Annotated in this window: 18 protein-coding genes; 8 read left to right on the plus strand and 10 right to left on the minus strand. The window is 75.2% G+C overall.

The window, feature by feature from the left end:
* Positions 1-4 precede the first annotated feature (4 nt).
* Positions 5-1,234 (plus strand): MFS transporter, encoded by a 1,230-nt coding sequence (locus QE405_RS08135; protein WP_307199690.1) that lies wholly within the window; start codon positions 5-7, stop codon positions 1,232-1,234.
* Between the two features lie 11 nt (positions 1,235-1,245).
* Positions 1,246-2,568 carry a D-arabinono-1,4-lactone oxidase gene (locus tag QE405_RS08140; RefSeq protein ID WP_307199691.1) on the plus strand — a complete coding sequence of 441 codons (1,323 nt, stop codon included), beginning with the start codon at positions 1,246-1,248 and terminating at the stop codon, positions 2,566-2,568.
* Positions 2,569-3,053: 485 nt separating this feature from the next.
* Here QE405_RS08140 and QE405_RS08145 read toward each other — a convergent pair whose 3' ends face one another.
* The gene (locus tag QE405_RS08145) at positions 3,054-3,695 is read right to left on the minus strand and encodes a trimeric intracellular cation channel family protein (RefSeq protein ID WP_307199692.1); all 642 of its coding nucleotides are present in this window, start codon (positions 3,693-3,695) and stop codon (positions 3,054-3,056) included.
* Between the two features lie 53 nt (positions 3,696-3,748).
* Positions 3,749-4,324, minus strand: coding sequence for a helix-turn-helix transcriptional regulator (locus QE405_RS08150; RefSeq protein ID WP_307199693.1), 576 nt, complete (start codon positions 4,322-4,324; stop codon positions 3,749-3,751).
* Between the two features lie 100 nt (positions 4,325-4,424).
* On the opposite strand from QE405_RS08150, the gene QE405_RS08155 reads away from it, so the two are divergent.
* From QE405_RS08155 to QE405_RS08165, 3 genes are read left to right on the plus strand one after another with little or no spacing between them, the layout of a single operon-like run.
* Positions 4,425-5,852: an MFS transporter gene (locus tag QE405_RS08155; RefSeq protein ID WP_307199694.1), complete on the plus strand. Its 1,428-nt coding sequence runs from the start codon at positions 4,425-4,427 to the stop codon at positions 5,850-5,852.
* A gap of 59 nt (positions 5,853-5,911) precedes the next feature.
* Positions 5,912-6,979, plus strand: coding sequence for a septation protein SepH (gene sepH / locus QE405_RS08160; protein ID WP_307199695.1), 1,068 nt, complete (start codon positions 5,912-5,914; stop codon positions 6,977-6,979).
* Positions 6,980-7,019: 40 nt separating this feature from the next.
* A complete protein-coding gene (locus tag QE405_RS08165; RefSeq protein WP_307199696.1) occupies positions 7,020-9,053 on the plus strand; it encodes an SDR family oxidoreductase in 2,034 nt (677 codons plus the stop codon).
* 10 nt (positions 9,054-9,063) lie between these two features.
* On the opposite strand, the gene QE405_RS08170 is transcribed toward QE405_RS08165, so the two are convergent.
* The 4 genes from QE405_RS08170 to QE405_RS08185 all read right to left on the minus strand — a co-directional run bounded on the left by QE405_RS08170 (position 9,064) and on the right by QE405_RS08185 (position 12,310).
* Positions 9,064-10,116 carry an NAD(P)-binding domain-containing protein gene (locus QE405_RS08170; RefSeq protein WP_307199697.1) on the minus strand — a complete coding sequence of 351 codons (1,053 nt, stop codon included), beginning with the start codon at positions 10,114-10,116 and terminating at the stop codon, positions 9,064-9,066.
* A 78-nt stretch (positions 10,117-10,194) separates the two neighbouring features.
* Complete coding sequence (locus QE405_RS08175) at positions 10,195-11,043, minus strand: hypothetical protein (protein WP_307199698.1); 849 nt, start codon at positions 11,041-11,043, stop codon at positions 10,195-10,197.
* Entirely contained in the window at positions 11,040-11,540 is a 501-nt protein-coding gene (locus QE405_RS08180; RefSeq protein ID WP_163772883.1) for a SigE family RNA polymerase sigma factor, read from the minus strand. The genes QE405_RS08175 and QE405_RS08180 overlap by 4 nt, the downstream gene beginning before the upstream one ends.
* A 113-nt stretch (positions 11,541-11,653) precedes the next feature.
* Entirely contained in the window at positions 11,654-12,310 is a 657-nt protein-coding gene (locus QE405_RS08185; protein WP_307199699.1) for a thymidine kinase, read from the minus strand.
* Between the two features lie 87 nt (positions 12,311-12,397).
* Here QE405_RS08185 and QE405_RS08190 point away from each other — a divergent pair, with 87 nt between their 5' ends.
* The 3 genes from QE405_RS08190 to QE405_RS08200 all read left to right on the plus strand — a co-directional run bounded on the left by QE405_RS08190 (position 12,398) and on the right by QE405_RS08200 (position 15,269).
* Complete coding sequence (locus QE405_RS08190) at positions 12,398-13,075, plus strand: response regulator transcription factor (protein ID WP_307199700.1); 678 nt, start codon at positions 12,398-12,400, stop codon at positions 13,073-13,075.
* A 1-nt stretch (position 13,076) separates the two neighbouring features.
* On the plus strand, positions 13,077-14,480 hold the full coding sequence (locus QE405_RS08195) for an ATP-binding protein (RefSeq protein WP_307199701.1): 1,404 nt from the start codon (positions 13,077-13,079) through the stop codon (positions 14,478-14,480).
* A gap of 99 nt (positions 14,481-14,579) precedes the next feature.
* Complete coding sequence (locus tag QE405_RS08200; RefSeq protein WP_307199702.1) at positions 14,580-15,269, plus strand: PepSY domain-containing protein; 690 nt, start codon at positions 14,580-14,582, stop codon at positions 15,267-15,269.
* Between the two features lie 118 nt (positions 15,270-15,387).
* Here QE405_RS08200 and QE405_RS08205 read toward each other — a convergent pair whose 3' ends face one another.
* The 4 genes from QE405_RS08205 to QE405_RS08220 form a co-directional block, all read right to left on the minus strand.
* Entirely contained in the window at positions 15,388-16,536 is a 1,149-nt protein-coding gene (locus QE405_RS08205; protein WP_307199703.1) for an alkaline phosphatase family protein, read from the minus strand.
* Complete coding sequence (locus QE405_RS08210; protein ID WP_307199704.1) at positions 16,536-17,123, minus strand: DUF5998 family protein; 588 nt, start codon at positions 17,121-17,123, stop codon at positions 16,536-16,538. Before QE405_RS08210 ends, QE405_RS08205 begins: the two co-directional genes overlap by 1 nt.
* A gap of 75 nt (positions 17,124-17,198) precedes the next feature.
* The gene (locus tag QE405_RS08215; RefSeq protein ID WP_307199705.1) at positions 17,199-17,516 is read right to left on the minus strand and encodes a hypothetical protein; all 318 of its coding nucleotides are present in this window, start codon (positions 17,514-17,516) and stop codon (positions 17,199-17,201) included.
* Positions 17,488-19,677: a hypothetical protein gene (locus tag QE405_RS08220; protein WP_307199706.1), complete on the minus strand. Its 2,190-nt coding sequence runs from the start codon at positions 19,675-19,677 to the stop codon at positions 17,488-17,490. The genes QE405_RS08215 and QE405_RS08220 overlap by 29 nt, the downstream gene beginning before the upstream one ends.
* Positions 19,678-19,746: the final 69 nt, after the last annotated feature.

Here is a 19,746-nt window from a genome sequence, read left to right on the forward strand (position 1 = left end):
TGCGGTGCTGTCCTCCGCGTTCTCGCCCTACGCGCGGATCCTGGCCACCCCCGGTGCGCTGGCCTTCTCGGCCACCGGGCTGGTGGCCCGCATCCCGATCTCCACCGTCTCCCTCGGCATCGTGCTGCTCGTCTCCCAGCAGACCGGCTCCTACGGGCTGGCCGGCGCGATCTCGGCGGTCTACGTGCTCGCGAACGCGCTGCTGGCCGTGGTGCACGGACGGCTGGCGGACCGCCTCGGCCAGGCGCGCGCCCTCGGTCCCGCGATCGCCGTCTTCGGCGTCGCCGGCATCGCCGTCGTCGTGACCGTGACCTCCGGCGCCCCGACGTGGACGACGTACGCCGCGGCGGCCGTCGCCGGTGGAGCGCTGCCGCAGGTCGGGTCGTGCGTGCGGGCCCGCTGGGCCCACGTGCTGCGGGGCGACGCGCCCGGCGTGCAGACGGCGTTCGCCCTCGAGGCCGTCGTCGACGAGGCCGTCTTCATCACCGGACCGATCATCGTCACGTTCCTCGCCACGCTGTGGCACCCCGCGGCAGGCATCCTCACCGCCGTGGTCACCGGGCTCGTCGGCACGCTGGCGCTGACCGCCCAGCGCCGCACCCAGCCGCCGGTCACCCCGCACGACGCGAGCACGGGCGCCCGCCCCCCGCTGCCCCTGGCCACCATGGCGGCGCTGACCGCGCTCTGCTTCGGCCTCGGCAGCATCTTCGGCGCGACCGAGGTCGCGACCGTCGCCTTCGCCGAGGAGCAGGACGCCAAGGCCTGGGCCGGCGTGCTGCTGGCGCTGTGGGCACTCGGCAGCCTCGCGGCGGGCGTGGTCGTCGGCGCCGTGGTGTGGCGGGTCGGCCCCGCCGTGCGCATGCGGTGGTCCGCGGCGGCGCTCACCCTCGCGATGGCGCCCCTCATCGTGGCGCCGTCCGTCTGGGTGCTCGGCCTGGTGCTCCTCGTCGCGGGCGCGGCCATCTCCCCCACCCTCATCAGCACGATGAGCCTCATCGAGCAGGCGGCGCCCCGGGAGCGGGTCACCGAGGCGATGGCGGTCCTGCACACCGGCATGGCGGCCGGGATCGCCCCGGGTGCGGCCCTCGCGGGCCTGTGCATCGACACCTGGGGCGCCCACGCGGCGTACGTCGTGCCGGTGGTCTCGGGCGTCATCGCGGTGACCGCGGCCTGGCTCGCCCCGGCGGGCGACACCCGCTCGGAGCCGGTGCCGAGCGAGGTCCCCGCGCCGTAGGCTCCCCCGCCATGGGACGCACGCAGGTCGACTCGACGTGGCGCAACTGGGCGGGCACGGCGACGGCGCGGCCACGGCGCACGAGCACCCCGGCCTCGGTCGCCGACGTCGTGGCGGCCGTCCAGCGGGCCCGGGCCGAGCGGTCGACCACCCGCATGGTCGGGACCGGCCACAGCTTCACCGACATCGCCGTCACCGACGGCGAGCTGCTCCTGCCGCACGGCCTGACCGGCGTGGTGGACGTCGACCACGACGCCCTCACGGTGACCGCGCTGGCGGGCACCCCGCTCAGGGAGCTCAACAGCACGTTGGAGCGGTTCGGCCTGAGCCTCCACAACATGGGCGACATCGCCGAGCAGACCCTCGCAGGCGCGACCGCGACGGGCACGCACGGCAGCGGCGGCTTGTTCGCGGGGCTCGCTCCGCAGGTCGTCGGCATCGAGCTCGTCACCGGCACCGGGGAGGTCCTGCGGGCGACACCGGACGAGAACCCGGACGTCCTCGCGCTCGGCCGCGTCGGCCTGGGCGCCCTCGGGGTCGTCACGGCGCTGACGTTCGCCGTCGAGCCGCTCTTCCTGCTCGAGGCCGTCGAGCAGCCGATGACCTGGGACGAGGCCATCGGCTCGCTCGACGCGCTGCTCGACGAGAACCACCACGTCGACCTGCACTGGTTCCCCCACACCGACCGGCTGCTCACCAAGCGCAACAACCGGCTCGACGCGCCGCTCGCCGATGCCCGCCCGCTCGGCCGGGTGCGCGGCTTCGTCGACGACGAGCTGCTGGCGAACGGCGCGTTCGGAGCCCTGGTGGCGGCCAGCAACCGGCGCCCGGCCGTGGTGCCGCGGATGAACCAGCTCACCTCGCGCGTGCTCTCGGCCCGCACGTTCTCCGACGTCGCCCACCGCGTGCTCACGTCCCCGCGGCGGGTCCGCTTCCGCGAGATGGAGTACGCCGTGCCCCGCGAGGTCGGCGTGCAGGTGCTGACGGAGGTACGACGCGTGATCGACGCGTCCGGCTGGAACCTCAGCTTCCCCGTGGAGATCCGCTCCGCCCGCGCGGACGACGTGGCGCTGTCGACGGGCTACGGCCGCGACTCGCTCTACCTGGCCTTCCACGTGCCCGCGGCGGTCGACCACACGGCCTACTTCGCCGGCGTGGAACCGATCCTCCGTGCCCACGACGGGCGGCCGCACTGGGGCAAGCTGCACACGCGGACGGCCGCCGACCTCGCCCCGGCGTACCCGCGGTTCGAGGAGTTCCTCGCCCTCCGCGACCGGCTCGACCCCGAGCGCGTCTTCGCCAACGACTACCTGCGGCGGGTGCTCGGGAGCTGAGGGGCGGCCGGTCCCCGGCCGGCGCGAACTGTGCACCTGGTGAGCCGCGCATCGAGTCGGACCCGCCCCATCCGCACAGTTGCGCGCCCCCAGGACGGCTCGACCCAGCGCGACCCGAGGCCAGCAGGCCCGACGAGCGCCACACCCCCACCCGAACTGTGCACCTGGTGAGCCGCGCATCGAGTCGGACCCGCCCCATCCGCACAGTTGCGCGACCCCGGCAGGCGCGACCCAGCGGACCCGACGCCAGCACGCCCGACGAGCGCCACACCCCCACCCGCCGAACTGTGCACCTGGTGAGCCGCGCATCGAGTCGGACCCGCCCCACCCGCACAGTTGCGCGACCCCAGGACGGCGCGACCAGCGCGACCCGACACCAGCACGCCCGACGAGCGCCACACCCCCACCCGAACTGTGCACCTGGTGAGCCGCGCATCGAGCCGGACCCGCCCCACCCGCACAGTTGCGCGACCCAGGCAGGCGCGTCAGACGCTGGCCGGCCCCGTCGGCTTCGGCGCCTGCCAGTTGCGCCACAGCGCGAGCAGGCGCCACACCAGGCAGACCGCCGCGCCGGCGACCGCGACCGGCAGGAGCGGGGCGCCCAGCTCGAGCCCCACGACGGCCACCCCCGCGCCGGCGAGGGCCGGGGTCGCATAGAGCTCGCCGCGGAAGACCACGGGCACCCGGCCGGCGAGCACGTCGCGGACCATGCCGCCACCGATGCCGGTGACCATGCCGAGGAGGGCGGCCGGCAGCGGGCCGAGGCCGTACTCGAGGGCCTTCACCGCCCCCGCCACGCAGAAGACCGCGAGACCGAAGGCGTCGAAGACGGTGACCCGCCGCTCGAGCCGCCCGAGCGTGGGGTGGAAGAAGAAGGTGAGCAACCCGGCGCCGACGGGTGCGAGCAGGTAGCGCCAGTCCGCGAGCGCCGCCGGCGGCGTCGCGCCGATGAGCACGTCGCGCAGGAACCCCCCGCCGAGACCGGTCGTGCCCGCGAGCACGAGGACGGCGAACAGGTCCAGCTCCTTGCGCACCGCGACGAGGGCTCCGGAGATCGCGAAGACGAAGATGCCGACGAGGTCGAGGACGACCAGCAGGGTCGTCGGTTCCAGGTCCCAGTGCGGCACCGCGGGAGCCTATCGCCGGGCGGTCGGGCCCGGTGAGGGATGGTCGGGGACGGTCACCCCTGGTCGACGCCGGGCAACCGCGGCCGGTCCCCGTGCGGGCCGAAGAGGTGGAGGAGCTCGACGGGTTCGTCGTCGGCCGGCCCGAACCAGTGCGGCCGGGTCGCCTCGAAGGCGGCGACGTCACCGGGCCGCAGCAGGCTCTCGTCCTCGTCGACCACCAGCCGCACGGTGCCGGCGAGCACGCAGAACCAGGCCCGTCCGTCGTGCGTCGTCAGGCGCTGCGGGCGGGGGCGGAGCACCTGCTTGAACACGTGGAGCCGGCCCGGGTAGTCGGTCAGCGGCACCAGCACCGATCCCGTGCGGTGGCGGAAGGGGCGCAGGTGCACCCGCGGGTCACCCGTCTCCGGTGCCCCGACGAGCTCGTCGACCGCGACGCGGAACGTCCGGGCCAGCGGGAGCAGCAGGTCGAGCGACGGGCTGCGTCGCCCGGTCTCCAGGCGCGACAGCGTGCTGACGGAGATGCCGGAGGCGGCCGCGACCTGCTCGAGGGTCCACCCACGTGAGCGCCGGAGCCTGCGCACCCGGGGGCCGACGGCCTCGATCAGCGCGGCGTCGTCGGCGGAGGTCACGCCTCATCTTTGCAGTTTCCGCAACTTCCCTGGGCCCGCGACGCCGCCCGCCCCAGCCTCGTCACCGACCCCGTCCCGTCCGACCGGAAGGCGACCCCGCGTGACCGAGCCGCTCGCTCCTGCCCAGCCCGCCCAGCCCGTCCAGCCCCTCCACCACCCGGACCCCCGGCGCTGGGCGGTGCTCGCCACCTGCTGCCTGGCCCTCTTCCTCGTCGGGCTCGACACGACGGCCGTCAACGTCGCCCTCCCGGCCATCGGCGCCGACCTCGGCATCGCGCCGGCGGCGCTCCCGTGGGTGGTCGACGCCTACACGCTCGTGCTCGCGAGCCTGCTGATCTCCTCCGGCGCCCTCGCCGACCGCTTCGGGCGCCGGCGACTGCTCCGCGCCGGTCTCGTCCTGTTCGCCGCCGCGTCCGCGCTGTGCGCCCTCGCCCCGACGCCGGGCCTCCTCGTCGCCGCCCGGGCGGTCCAGGGCGTCGGTGCCTCGATGCTCAGCCCGGTGGGCCTCGCGATCGTGGTGGGCGTCTTCCCCGACGCGCGCGAGCGCGCCCGGGCGGTCGGCGCCTGGGCCGGCGTCTTCGGAGCGAGCATGGCCGTCGGACCGCTGCTGGGGGGCGCGCTCGTCGACCTCGCCGGGTGGCGCTGGGTGTTCGGCATCGTCGTGCCCGTCGCCGTGCTGGCGCTCGGCCTGACCGTGCGCGTCGTGCCGGAGTCGCGCGTGGACCACCCGCGCCGCCTGGACCTCCCGGGACAGGTCCTCCTCACCGCCGTCGTCGGAGGCGCGGTCGCCCTGCTCATCGAGGCACCCCACCGCGGAGCGACGTCGCCCGCCGTCCTGATGGGCGCGGGCGCACTGCTCATCGCGGTCGTGCTCCTGGTCGGGGTGGAGCTGCGCCGTACGGATCCGCTCCTCGACCCCCGGCTGCTCCGGGTCCCGGCGTTCGCCGGCGCGGTGGTGGCGGCCATCGCGGTCTTCGTTGCGCTGAACGCCGCTCTCCTGGCGACCAGCCTGCACCTGCAGGACGGACGGGGGGCCTCGCCGACCGCCGTCGGCGCAGTGACCCTGCCGCTGGCGCTCGCGGCGACGCTGGTCGCACCCGTCTCCGGGGTGCTCGTCGGCCGGTGCGGACCTCGCGGCCCGCTCGCAGCCGCGGGCGGGCTGCTCGCCCTGGCCGGGGCGCTCCTCCGGTTCGGACCGGACGACATCACCCCCGGCCGCCTGGCGATCGGGCTCCTCGTGCTGGGGATCGGCTTCGGCCTGGCCAACGCCCCCATCACCACGACCGCCGTGAGCAGCCTCCCGCCGGAGCGCGCCGGGGTGGCCGGCGGTATCACCTCCGCCGCCCGACAGCTCGGCGCAGCGCTGGGCATCGCCGCAGCGGGGGCGGTGCTGGCCCGGGCGGCGGTCGGGAGCGAGGCCACGACCGCCGATGTGGTCCCCGGCATCTGGGCCCTCGTCCTGACCTGCGGCGCGATCGTCGCCGGGCTCGCGTCGGTCCTGCCCCGGTCACGGGACCGGGGAGCGTAGGCTCGGTCCTCACGGGAACCCGTCCCGCGAACGACGACCAGGCAGGAGCCGACCGCTCGATGGTGCACCTGACGCTCGCCGGTGTGAGCCAGGACAAGCGCCGTCTCCTGCTGGTCAGCGACGCCGGTGTCGAGTTCACGCTCGACATCGACCGGCGGCTCCAGGCCGCGCTGCGCGGCGAGACAGATCGACTCGGTCAGTTGGAGATCACCATGGAATCGACCCTCCGTCCCCGCGACATCCAGGCGAGGATCCGGGCGGGGGCGAGTCCGGACGAGGTCGCCGACGCCGCGCAGACCACCCTCGACCGCATCATGTCGTTCGTCGCGCCCGTGCTCGCGGAACGTGCGCACGTCGCCGAGCGCGCGCAGAGCGCCTCGCTGCGCCGGGAGACCGGCGGCACCGGCGCCCGCACCCTGGGCGAGGCGGTGGCCACCCACCTCTCCACGGGTCCCCTGCGCGCCGACGCGGTCGAGTGGGACTCCTGGCGGCGCGACGACGGCCGCTGGACGCTCGCCGCGTCGTTCGTGAGCGACGCCCGCACGGGACGGGGCCACTTCACCTACGACATGCGGGGCAGCTACGTCGTCGCGGACGACGACGACGCGCGCTGGCTGGTGGGCGACGCCCCCGCCCCGGCGGCCGTCCGCGACGACCTCCAGCAGGCACGTCGCCGTCGGGCGGGCGCGGCCCGCGAGCGCATCGCGGACGTGCTGCTCGACCTGCCCTTCGAGACCGACACCGGGACCGGCGACCCGATCGACCAGGCGATCGACCTCGTCTCCGAGCCGACGCCGACGCCGACGCCGACGCCGACCTCGACCCCGACGTCGACCCCGACGGGCGACGAGCCGACGGCTGACCTGGGCGAGGTGCGCGAGGCCCTGCGCGCGACGGACGCCTCGGAGCCTGCCGAGACCCCCGAGACCCCCGGTAGCACCGAGACCCCGGGAGCACCGACGGACGACGCCCCCGCGCCCGCCGCCGCCGAGGACGCGCCCGAGCCCGAGCCCGAGCCCGCCCCGGCCCCCACCCGTACGCCGCGGCGCCCGGCCCGCAAGGGCCGCGGTCGGGCCTCGGTGCCGAGCTGGGACGAGATCATGTTCGGTGGAGGCAAGGCGGAGTGACCCCTCCCCGGGGGTGACCTGGGCCACTACGCTGCGGCGCATGGCCTACTTCGTCACCGGCGCGACCGGGTTCATCGGGCGGTTCCTCGTCACCGAGCTCCTCCGCAAGCGCGAGGGCGAGGTCCACGTGCTGGTGCGCGGCTCCTCGCTGCCCCGGCTCGAGCAGCTCGTCGAGGAGTGGGGCACCGACCGGGTGCGACCGGTGATCGGTGCGCTCGACGCCGAGGGTCTGGGGGTCGAGGCCGGGTGGATCGCGGAGCACGCGGGCACGATCGACCACTTCTTCCACCTCGCCGCGAGCTACGACATGGCCGCGGACGACGCGACGAACCAGCTCCTCAACCTGGGCGGCACGCGCCACGCCCTCCAGCTCGCCGCCGCGCTCGACGTCGGGTGCTTCCACCAGGTGTCGTCGGTGGCCGCGGCCGGCGACCACCACGGCACGTTCTCCGAGACGGACGCCGACGTCGGTCAGCGCTTCACCTCGCCGTACCACCGCACGAAGTTCGAGTCCGAGCAGGTCGTGCGCACGGAGGCGGCCGTGCCGTGGCGCATCTACCGCCCCGCGATCGTCGTCGGCGACTCGGTGACGGGCGAGATGGACAAGGTCGACGGGCCCTACTACTTCTTCCCGCTCATCAAGAAGGTGCGCGACACCCTGCCGGCGTGGACGCCCCTGGTGGGGATCGACCTCGGCGACACCAACGTCGTGCCGGTCGACTTCGTGGCCGGCGCGCTCGACCACCTCGCACACCTGCCGGGCCGGGACTGCGAGACGTTCCACCTCGTCGACCCCGAGCCGCAGCCCGTGCTGGAGATGATCAACGCGTTCTGCGCGGCGGCGGGCGCGCCGCAGCTCGTGGGCTCGGGTGCGCGCGGTCGGCTGCCGATCGAGCGCCGCCTGCTCCCCCGCGGGCTGCGCCCGGCCGACCTCGCGTCGACGCTCCTGGGCTCGGCCCCGGCCCAGGCGCTGCTCGACCTGACCGTGGGGCGGCTCGGCATCCCGGCCTCGGTGCTCGCCCACACCTCCTTCCCCACCGTCTTCGACGCGCGCCGCACGTCCAAGGCGCTCGCGGGGTCGGGCATCACCGTCCCGCGCCTGGAGTCCTACGCCGCGACGCTGTGGAGCTACTGGGAGGAGCACCTCGACACCAGCACGGGACGCAACCCGGCCAAGCGCGCCGCCCTCGAGGGTCGGCACATCGTCATCACCGGGGCGTCGTCGGGCATCGGCCGCGTGACCGCGCTCAAGGTGGCGCAGGCGGGCGGCATCCCGGTGCTCGTGGCCCGCGGCAAGGAGAAGCTCGACGCGCTGCGCCGCGACATCGAGCGCGCCGGCGGCCAGGCCCACGTCTTCCCGTGCGACCTCTCCGACCTGGACGCCATCGACGACCTCTGCGGTGCCCTCATCCGCGAGCTGCCGAGCGTGGACGGGGTCGTCAACAACGCGGGACGCTCCATCCGCCGGTCGCTGCGGCTCTCCCAGGAGCGCTTCCACGACTTCGAGCGCACGATGCAGCTCAACTACTTCGGGGCGATCCGCCTCGTCATCGGGCTCATCCCCATCATGCGCACGGGCTCCGGGGGCCACGTGGTCAACGTGTCCTCGATCGGGGTGCAGACCAACCCGCCGCGCTTCTCGGCGTACGTCGCGTCCAAGGCCGCGCTGGACTCCTGGAGCAACGTCGTGGCCTCGGAGCTCGTCGGCGAGGGCATCACGTTCACCAGCATCCACATGCCGCTCGTGCGCACCCCGATGATCGCGCCGACGAAGCTCTACGACCGCTTCCCCACCATCTCGCCCGCGCAGGCGGCGGACCTCGTGGTGAAGGCGCTCGTCGAGCGGCCGCACGAGATCAACACGCCGCTCGGCAACGCGGGCGCCATCGCCCACACCGTGGCGCCGAAGCTGGCGTTCCGCGTGCTCAACATGGCCTACCACGTGTTCCCGGACTCCGCCGCGGCCAAGGGCACGGCCGCGCCCGGCGTCCCGGCCCCCGCGGGGGCCGAGGCGGGCGGGACGCAGAGCGAGCAGCTCATGCTCGCGCGCCTCTTCCGCGGCGTGCACTGGTGAGCGGGACGCCTCAGGCGGCGGCGCTCCTCAGGAGGTCGCGCACCGCCACGGCGGCGGCACGGCCGGCGCGGTTCGCGCCGATGGTGCTGGCCGAGGGGCCGTAGCCCACGAGCTGCACCCGCGGGTCCGCCACGGCGGTCGTGCCGTCCAGCGCGATGCCGCCGCCGGGTCCGCGGAGGTGGAGCGGCACCAGGTGGGCGACGTCGGGGCGGAACCCGGTGGCCCACAGCACCACGTCGAACGCACGGTGGGTGCCGTCGGGCCACGTCGCGCCGTCCGCGTCGAACCGCACCGGCATCGGCAGGCGCGTGTAGGCCCCGAGCCGGGCCGCCTCGTGCTCCTGCGGACGCAGGTGCAGCCCGGTGACGCTGACGACGCTGGCCGGGGGCAGTCCGCGGCGTACCCGCTCCTCCACCAGCGCGACCGCCGCCCGGCCGTCGAACGGCGCCGTCTCGGGGTCCCGCCACAGCGGCTCGCGCCGGGTCGCCCACAGCGTCCGCGCCGCGGGCGCGATCTCGCCCAGCACCTGCACCGCGGACGCCCCGCCACCGACGACGAGCACGGTGCGGCCGGCGTACGGCGCGGGCCCGTCGTAGGCCGAGGAGTGGAGCTGCTCGCCGGCGAAGTCCCCGATCCCGGCGACGTGGGGCACGAACGGTCGACGCCAGGTGCCGCTCGCGTTGACGAGCGTCCGCGTCCGCCAGCTGCGGCCGTCGGCGGCCTCGACGAGGAGGAGGCCGTCGTCGTCGCGGACGGCCCGCACCTCGACGGGGCGGACGACGGGGAGGCGGTGGCGCGTCTCGTAGTCCGCGAAGTAGGCCGCCACCACGTCGCGCGCGGGAGCCGCGGGGTCGGCCTCCGGGAGGGGCTCGTCGGGGAGAGCGGCGACGCCGTGCACGTCGGTCATCGTCAACGAGTGGGCCCGGTGCTGCCAGGCCCCGCCGGGGGTGGGGTTGGCGTCGAGCACGAGGTGGTCGATGCCGAGACGACGCAGGTGGTGGGAGGCCGACAGCCCGGCCTGCCCCGCTCCCACGACGATCGCCTCGTGCAGGCTGCTCTCCATGACCGTCGCAACCCGGACTGCGGTCCGGTTATGCCCGCGGCGCCCCGAGCGGTGCGGGGCGGGCCGGGGCGGGGCGGGTCAGGGTCGGCGCAGCACGCCGAGGACGCGGCCGTCCTCGCCGAGGAGGGTACGGGTGCCGTCGCCCCCGTCCACCGCCCGCACGGACCGGAGGTCGTCGGCGAGCAGGGCGAGCAGACCGGTCCCGTCGTCGCAGAGCGGTACGCCGCGCGTCAGCTCGATGCTGAGCACGCCGTCCTCGACGGACCAGGCGCCGGCACCGGCCTCGCAGCCGGTCCAGGCCGTGACCGTGCCGTCGTCGGCGAAGTAGAGCGTGGCGGCGGCCGGCGCGGTGGAGAGGCGGCCGGACAGGCCCTCGAGGAGCGCGCCGTTGTAGTTGAGCCCCTGGACGTCCTGGTCGGCGGCGGCGCTGGCCGGCGCCGGGTCCCGGACGACGGACCACGTGCCGGCGAGGTCAGCGGTGGTCCACCCGCCCAAGGGCATGGCGCCGCCGCGCCCCGACACACCCGCCGGCATCTCGCCACCCTCCGCGCGGTCGGCGGCGGCGTCTCCCTCAGCCTCCTGCCGGACGACGCCGTCGAGCGTGGCGTCGACGTCCTCGGTGGCGGGCTCCTCCGCCGCGGACTCCTCCGTCGCCGCCGTCACCCCCGGGCCACCACCGGGGTCACCGTCGAACGACACCGACGTCGCCAGGCCCACCCCGGCGCCGGCCACGACGACGGCGGCGGCGACGAGCAGGCGCGAGCGGCGACGTACGCGGTGGTGGCGCAGCATCGTCGCCACCGGCGGCGGTCCGACGGGGGTGGTGTCGGCGGCGGTCTCGAGGAGCCGCCGGAGGTGGTCCTCGTCGTGGACGTCCCCGGGGAGCAGGGAACGGTCGGGGCGGTCAGGGCGGTCGGGTCTGGTCACGGAGCACCTCGCAGCTCGACGAGATCGGGGTCGCCGGCCAGCACGCGCAACGCGCGGGACAGGCGGCTCTTGACGGTGCCGGGAGCGACGCCGAGGGCCTCGGCGGTCTGCTTCTCGGAGAGGTGGGCGTAGTAGCGGAGCACGACGACGGCACGCTGCTCGGTCGTCAGGGTGCGCAGGGCACGCAGCACGGCGTCGGCGAGGTCGACCTCGTCGGCGCGGTCGGGACCGTGCTCCTCGGGCAGCACGGCCGTGGGCCGCTCCCCCACCCACCGGCGACGACGGGAGGAGGTGAAGGTGTTGATGAGCACGCGGTGGACGTAGGCGTCGCGGTCGTCGGCCCCCCGCACGAGCGACCACTTGCGCAGGCAGAGCTCGAGCGCCGTCTGCACGACGTCCTCGGCCTCGGCGGGCGAGCATCCGAGCAGCACGGCCGACCGCACCAGGCGGGGCCAGCGGGTGGCGACGAAGTCGCTGAACTCGTCGTACCGCTCCATCCCACCCCCTCGCGCCCCGCCCGTCGGCAGCGGTCGCTCGACCGCTCTCGCGAGGAGACGCGGCGGGGGTGCCCCGAGGTTCCCACGACGGCGGACGCGTCGCAGGGGAACGCTCACTCCCCGAAGGGCAGCGGCTCCGGGACGAGCGAGACGGCCTGCGCCCGGGCGGCGGTGAGGCGACGCCGGTGGTGCTGGCGGCAGAGCACCTCGTAGGCCACCTCCGCGGGGGGCTGGCCGGTCTGGTCGACGTCGCCGACGACGACCTGGTCGCCCTCGGTGACCATGACGCCGTCCTCCGTGCGGGCGTTGTGGGTGGCACGCTGGCCGCACCAGCACAGGGCCTCCACCTGCAGCACCTGCATGCGGTCGGCGAGCTCGACGAGCCGGGCGGCGCCCGGGAACAGGCGGGTGCGGAAGTCGGTGAGGATGCCGAAGCAGAAGACGTCGATCTGCAGCTCGTCGACGATCTTCGCGAGCTGCTCGATCTGCTCGGACGTGTAGAACTGGGCCTCGTCGCAGATGAGGTAGTCGATCCGCGCGCCCTGCGTGAGCGCGCTGACGACGGTCTGCCAGAAGTCCAGGTCGTCGGCCACCTCGGTCGCGCCGTGGGACAGACCGAGCCGGGAGGAGATCGTCGCGGACCCGGCGCGGTCGTGGCTCGTGTAGATCCGCCCGACCCGCCCCCGGGACGCGTGGTTGTGGTTGGTCTGCAGGGCGAGGGTGCTCTTGCCCGAGTCCATGGTGCCGGTGAAGAAGTGCAGTTCAGCCACGAGGAGGCATCCTCCCACGCCGACGGGCTCCCACCGACCGCGCGGCGTTCAGCCTGCGTTCAGCAGGCCTGGGGCACGATGGCGCCCATGCGCGTGCTGGTGGTCGACGACGAGGTGCGCCTGGCGCGCTCCCTGAAGCTGGGGCTCGAGGCGGAGGGGTTCGCCGTCGACGTCGCCCACGACGGCACCGACGGGCTGTGGCTCGCCCGGGAGAACACCTACGACGCCATCGTGCTCGACCTCATGCTGCCGGGCGTCAACGGCTACCGGGTCTGCTCGACCCTGCGCGACGAGCGCAACTGGACCCCGATCCTCATGCTCACCGCCAAGGACGGCGAGTGGGACCAGGTCGAGGGGCTCGACACCGGCGCCGACGACTACCTCACGAAGCCCTTCTCCTTCCCCGTGCTCGTCGCCCGGCTGCGCGCCGTCGCCCGCCGCGGCACCCGGGAGCGGCCCACGGTGCTCGAGGCCGGTGACCTGCGCCTCGACCCCGCCGCTCGCCGCGCCTGGCGCGGCGACGACGAGCTGTCACTGACCTCCCGGGAGCTGTCGCTGCTGGGGTTCCTGATGCGCCACGCCGGGGACGTCGTCTCCAAGCGCCAGGTGCTCGACTCCGTCTGGGACGACGACTTCGACGGCGACCCCAACATCGTCGAGGTCTACGTGCGTCACCTCCGCAACAAGATCGACCGGCCCTACGACCGCGCCGCGATCCAGACCGTGCGTGGCGCCGGCTACCGCCTCGCGAGCGACGGGGGCTGACGTGGCGCCCACTACCCCTGCCCCTGCCCCTGCCACCCCCGTACGGCGCGGGCGCGCCGGCGTCCGGGTCCGCACGACCGTCGCGGCGACGGTCGTCGTCGCGATCGCGTTCGCGCTCGGCGGGCTCCTGCTCGCCCTGGCGCTCGGCCGGTCGCTGTCCGACCAGGCCGCGTCGACCGCCGAGCAGCGGGCCGAGGAGATCGCGGCCCAGGTCGAGCGGTCGGGACCGGGCGTGCTCGACCCGGGCGCCGACGATCCCGAGCCGAGCGACGACGACGAGGACGACGACGTCGAGGACGTCGCCTGGCAGGTCACCACCGGCGACAGCCTCGTCGCGTCCTCCGGCACCGGCGGGCGCTCACTGCCCCGCAGCGAGGGCACGACGCGCCTCGACGGCGACCGCTACACCGTGGCCGTCGAGGACGTGGAGCACGAGGGCACGAGGTACGACGTCGCGGTCGCGGTGTCGCTCGACGACGCCAGCGACTCGGTGACCGCCCTGGTGCCGCTGCTCGCGGTGGGTCTGCCCGTCGCGGTGCTGCTCGTCGGCGCCACGACGTGGGTCGTGACGGGGCGGGCGCTGCGCCCCGTCGAGGCGATCCGTGCGCAGGTCGCGTCGATCGGCGGCGACGACCTGGCCGCCCGCGTGCCCGTGCCCCCGTCGCGCGACGAGGTCGCCCGACTCGCCACCACGATGAACGGGATGCTCGAGCGCCTCGAGCACTCCGCCGAGCAGCAGCGCCGCTTCGTGTCCGACACGTCCCACGAGCTCCGCTCGCCCCTGGCCGGGCTCCGGCAGACCGCCGAGGTGGCCCGCTCCCACCCCGCCGCGATCGACCAGGCCGAGCTGGTCGAGGCCGTGCTCGAGGAGACGGCCCGCATGCAGCACCTCGTCGAGCAGATGCTGGTGCTCACCCGCACCGCGGAGGGCGGCGGAGGACGCCGCCAGGGCGACGTCGACCTCGACGACCTGCTCCTGGCCGAGGCCACGCGCCTGCGCCGGCTGCGATCGGACCTCGCGGTGGACTCCTCGCGCGTCGTACCGGCCCGGGCGCACGGCGACGGACCCGCCCTGGCACAGGTCGTGCGCAACCTCGCGGACAACGCCGCGCGGCACGCGGCGGGGACGGTGCGCCTGTCCCTGGAGGACGGCGCGTCGGGGCACGTCGACGTCGTGGTGGAGGACGACGGGAGCGGCGTGCCCGCGGACGACCGCGAGCGGGTCTTCGAGCGCTTCGTGCGGCTCGACGAGGCGCGCGCCCGCGACGACGGCGGCAGCGGGCTGGGCCTGGCGATCGTGCGCGAGGTGGCCCGCGCCCACGGCGGCGACGCGCGGGTCGAGGCCGGCGACCTCGGGGGCGCGCGGTTCGTCGTGCGCCTGCCGGCCGTCGCGGACGCTTCCTGAACGGGCTTTCAGACGGCTTCAGGCTGGGTTCAGGGACCGTCAGGCACGGTGGTGCCACCGCCGGGCGAGGAGCCCGGACCCGACACCGAGGAGCACCCCATGAGCATCCGTGACCGCGTCCGCAGCAAGCGCATCATCGTCCCCACCGTCGCCGCGATCGCCCTCGTCGGCATCGGCGGCACCGCCTGGGCCGTGATGGACGACCGCGACGAGCGCCTCAGCGGCGACCAGCGCTCGAGCGCCGAGCAGGCCGCGCTCGACGAGGTCGGCGGCGGCCGCGTGCTCGAGGTGGACGTCGACGACGACACCGACGAGGGCGGGCAGCGGGTCTACGAGGTCGAGGTCGTCGACGGCGACGGTCAGCGCTGGGACGTGACGCTCGACGACGACTACGCCGTGCTGGTCACCGAGCGCGACGGCTCCAACGGAGCCGGCGACCGGGACGACCGGGACGACCGGGACGACCGGGACGACGACCGCACGGCCCCCGGCGCCGCCAGCTCGGACGCCGCCGGTACGTCGCAGGGCTCGGCGCCCACGGGCCGCGACACCACGACGGACCTCTACGGCGAGACCGTCGACGAGGACGCGCCCCTGACCGACGACGAGCGCGCCCAGGTCGTGGCCGTCGCCGAGGCCGCCGTCGAGGGCGGTGGCACCGCGGCCGACGTCGACCGCAGCGACGACCCGGGCGAGGGCTACGAGGTCGAGGTGCGCGGGGCCGACGGCCTCGAGTGGGACGTCACCCTCGCCCCCGACCTCACCGTCATCAGCGCCGTGCGCGACTGAGGTGCGCTGGCCGTGGCACTTTCCCCGGTCGACCGGGGAAGGTGTCACTGAGACCATCAATGTTGATGGTCTAAGCGGCGTGTTCCCCGGTCGACCGGGGAAAGTGTCGCCGCACGCCTCAACCGACGAGGATCGGGATGTCCATCTCGTCGGGGGTGAGCGACCCGTGCAGGCCGATGAGGCCCGTCTCGTAGGAGAACCTGCTCCGCGACACCACCGCCGTGCTCCCCGTCGCCGCGACCACCACGTCGCCGAGGCGGGGACGCACGGCGTCGGTCGTCTCGCCGAACCAGCCCCGCTCGAGCGCCTCCTCGCGGGTCAGCACCACGCCGCGCCCGCCCAGCGTCTCGCGCCAGGTGGCCACGACGTCGGGGACGGCGCGGGTGGCGCAGTAGAGGTGCCGCAGGCGGGCCTCTCCGCCGAACAGCCACACACCGTCGGTGAGCTCGGGGTGGTCGTCGACGTCGATCCGGTGCGCCGGGCCCGTGTCCACCATGCCGTGGTCCGCGACCACGACGAGGCGGGCGCCGGGCGTCAGCGCGTCCCGCAGCTGCTCGGCCTCGGCGTCGATCATCGCGAGCTGTTGCACCCAGGCCGCCGAGGCGACACCGTGGCGGTGACCCGTCCAGTCGAGGTCGGCGTCGTACACGTAGGTCAGCGACGGACGCCGCGACGTCGCCGCCTGCACCGCCGCGATCCGCTCGCCGACGCGGTCGGCGCCCACGTACGCCGCGCCCCGGTGCGCCGCCAGCGTGAGTCCCGACCCGGCGTACTCCCGCTTGTTCACGCTCGTCACGTGCACCCCGCTGGTCGCGAGACGCTCGAACAGGGTGGGGTGGGGCTGCCACTCCACCGGGTCGACGCGCTTGTCCCACTGCAGGGCCTGCAGGAGGCGGTCGGTGCCGGGGATGCGGCTCGTGAAGCCGACGAGGCCGTGCGTGCCGGGCGCGAGGCCCGTGCCGAGGGAGGTCAGGCTGGTGGCCGTCGTCGACGGCACCCCCGCCGTGCCGTGGGCCGCCCCGGCCGCGAGCGCCGAGAGGAACGGCGCCGCATCCGCGTGGCGCTCCAGCAACCGGGCGCCGAGACCGTCGATGAGGAAGACGACGTACGCCGGCGCGTCCGGCAGCACCAGGTCGCTGGGGCCGTCGCCGGTGAGGGCGTGGCCGTGGCCGAGCGCGCGGGCGACCGCGGGCACGACGTCGCCGAGGGAGCGGGCGCCGTACGCCGGCGCGACGAAGCCGTCGGCCCCACCCGGCGTGGTCGTCATCAGGCGGGTCGGGTGCGGGCGGAGAGCGCGTCGGCGAAGGCCAGCAGGTTGACGACGGCCTCCTTGCCGTCGGCCGCCGCTGAGACCCGGAGCGAGAAGTCCTCGCTCAGCAGGTCGCCGGTGTAGCCGTGGTCGGCGTCGCACTCAGGGTCGTCGCAGCTCGCGGGCATCAGCTCGATGCGGCTCACGCCGCCCCAGCCGATGGTGAGGACGGCCTCCGCGGGGAAGCTGGCACCCTTCGTGGGGTTGGTCGTCATGCGGGTGACGACGACGGACTTCACGGCCGAGAGGGCCACGGCCTCCGAGGAGGTCGACGTGTAGGGCTGCGGCAGCATCTGGTCGCCGGCGTGCTCGTCGGTGTGGACCTGGATCAGCCGGCTGGTCGTCAGCACGGCCACGGTGATGTGCCGCCGCACCTCGTCGCGCTCGATCGTCGGCTCGTGGTGCACGTAGAACGCGACGACCTCCTCCCCGCCGATCGCTCCCTCGACGCCGTCGACGACGACCTCGGGGTAGTAACCGGTGCGCTCGATGGCGGTGCGGAGGGCGGCGGCCGGATCCGCCGGGCGTGTGAAGCGGCTGTGCATGCCTCGAAGTGTGGCACGGCGCGGGCCGGAGACCCGCGTCGGTGGACATCCGACCCCACCGCCCGGCGGGGCCGGTCACGGGCCGCCGACGCTCGGTTCGTCGGTCTCGACCACGCTGACCCCCGCACCGTCGCGGCGGACGTCCGACGAGACGAGCACGACCCGGTCGTCCTCGCGGTGGGCAGCGAGGTGCTGCTGGGCGCCGCCCGTCGCCGGCGGTCCCACGCCGAGGTCGTGCATCTCCCACCGCAGGCCGTCGCCACTCGTCCACGTGGCCGCGTCACCGTCGGCGAACGATCCCGACCGGCCGACGACGAGCCACCCCTCCTCCAGGGCGACCACGTCGGCGGCGAGCGCCGTGCCCTCAGCGCCCTCCTCCAGACCCCCGACCACGTCCTCCCGTGGCCCAGGAACCGTCCGCCGACCGTCGCCACGTCACCCAGCCCTCGCTCCTCCCCACGCCGGCCTGCAGCCTGCCGGTGAGCACGACCTCGCCGCCACGCACCGCGATGCTCGTCACGGCCGCATCGAGCGGCAGACCGTCGGGGTGGGCCGGGGTCGTGAGCTCCTGGGGAGCCGTCCACCGCTGCCCGTCCTCGCTCTCCCAGAACACGGCGCGTCTGGGCCCGCCCGCCTCGGACCGCGAACCGGCGGCGATCCACCCCTCCGCGGTCGCCTCGACGGCGTCGACGCTGATGCTCCCGCCGGGTGGCGCCACGAAGCCCGCGTCGGCGACGTGACCTCGGAGCGTCTCGTCGAGCGTCGCCTCGCGCCGGGCGCCGGTGCCGGCGCGTTGCCACCACCGGCCGCCGTCGGTGGACCGCGCGACGAGGGCCTGCTGCTGCCCGTTGACGGAGGCAGATCCCACCACCACCAGCGTCGGGTCCGCTCCCGGCCGGACGGCGACCGCCTCGATCGTCGTCGAGCCGTACCCGTTCCCGTACGCGTGCAGCGCCGAGGGGATCCGCAACCGCCACTCCCCCTCGGACCCCCGCGTCCAGACGGCACCCCGCGACGGCCCCGCGCGCTCCAGGTCGCCGACGGCGACGATGGTGCCGCCCACCCGGACCGCGTCGCGCACCGTCGCACTCGAGGCGGTCCAGGCATCCGTCACCCAGGGCAGGCCGTTCGCCTGCCAACGGCCGCCGACCCGGGACCACGCCACCGGTGAGCCGGCCGCACCGCCGAGCACCACCGGCCCGTCGTCGTCTCCCTCCGCGCCCGCCGTGGCGCCCGGCACCAGGACCCCGACGTCGGTCGGCTCGGGGACGTCCTCGTCCGCCAGGGGCAGGGCCACCTCGTGCGTCCCGTCCTCGTCGAGCAGCAGGGCGAACGGTCGCATGATGCCGCCGACCAGGGACCGCCCCACGGCGAGCACGCCGCGCGACGTGCTCACGACCCGGTGGACCTCCTGGTCCCCCGCCCCCGTCAGCACCGGGTGCTCGACCGGCACCGCGTCGCGCCCGACCGTGAGCACCGCGTCGACCTGACCGTCGACGTCGCGGGCGCCGGCCGCGACGAGCCCGCCGTCGGAGCTGAGCACGTCGACGAGACCCTCGTCGCGCTGCGGGTCGGACCAGGCGCGGGCCTCGAGGAGGTCCCACCCCTCAGCGGTCCGGCGCAGCACGATCCCCGCCCACGACGTGTCCGCCGGGTCGCGCGGCGGGCCCTGCAGGGCGAGCAGCACCCGACCGTCGGCGTCCACGGACATCCCCAGGGCGCGCACGTCGCCGACCCCGTCCAGCACGGACGGCGTACCCTCCTGCTCGAACGAACGGCCGCCGTCCGTGGAGCGCCAGAACGCCACGCGGCCGGCGGAACCCTCGTCGGAGCCGCCGGGCACCTCGACCGCGAGGGAGAGTCCGTCCGCCTCGGCCACGACACCGACGGGCTCGGCCGGTTGCTCGGCCGGGTCCGCGGGCGCGCCCACATCGGTGCGTTCCCACTGCGCGCCGTCGGAGCTCGACCACACCGTCGTCTGCGCGAGGCGAGCGACGCCGTCGTCGCCCGCGCGGCTGGCCGTGCGACCCGCCGCCACCAGGACGCCCTCGACCAGGACCAGGTCGTCGACCTCGTCGCCCGCCGCCCACGGCAGCGAGTCCGCGGGCACCTGCTCCCACTCCCGACCGTCACGGCTCGTCCACAGGGCCGGGACGTCGCCGCCGTCCCAGCCGCTGGCGAACCACCGGTCCGGCCCGCCCGCCACGTGCTCCACACGGGCCCACGGCCCGCTGCTCTCCACCTCTGCCGCAGCGAATCCGGCCCCGCCGTCGTCGCTGACGAGCACGACCGGCCGGAGTCCGCCCCCCTGCTCCTGGGCACCGGCCAGCACCACGACATCGCCGACCACCTCGGCGTCGTTGATCGCCGCCTCCCGCAACGACGGAGGCTCGACGCCGTCGGCGAGCTCATCGGCAGCAGGCGCTGCCAGGTCTGCCCGGGGCGGCGGGACGCTCGGCTCCTCGTCGGACGGCGCATCGTCGCAGGCGACGAGGACGACGCAGCAGAGGAGGCTGACGGAGCTGGCGAGGGCACGACGCAGAACGGACGGCATGACGACTCCCGAGATCGGCGGACCGTTGCCGCTGACGTTAGCGGGATCCGAGCGGCCCCGGCGGCCGTC

Origin of the sequence: Nocardioides zeae, from assembly GCF_030818655.1 — a bacterium.
In the GTDB taxonomy this organism is placed as follows: Bacteria; Actinomycetota; Actinomycetes; order Propionibacteriales; family Nocardioidaceae; genus Nocardioides; species Nocardioides zeae_A.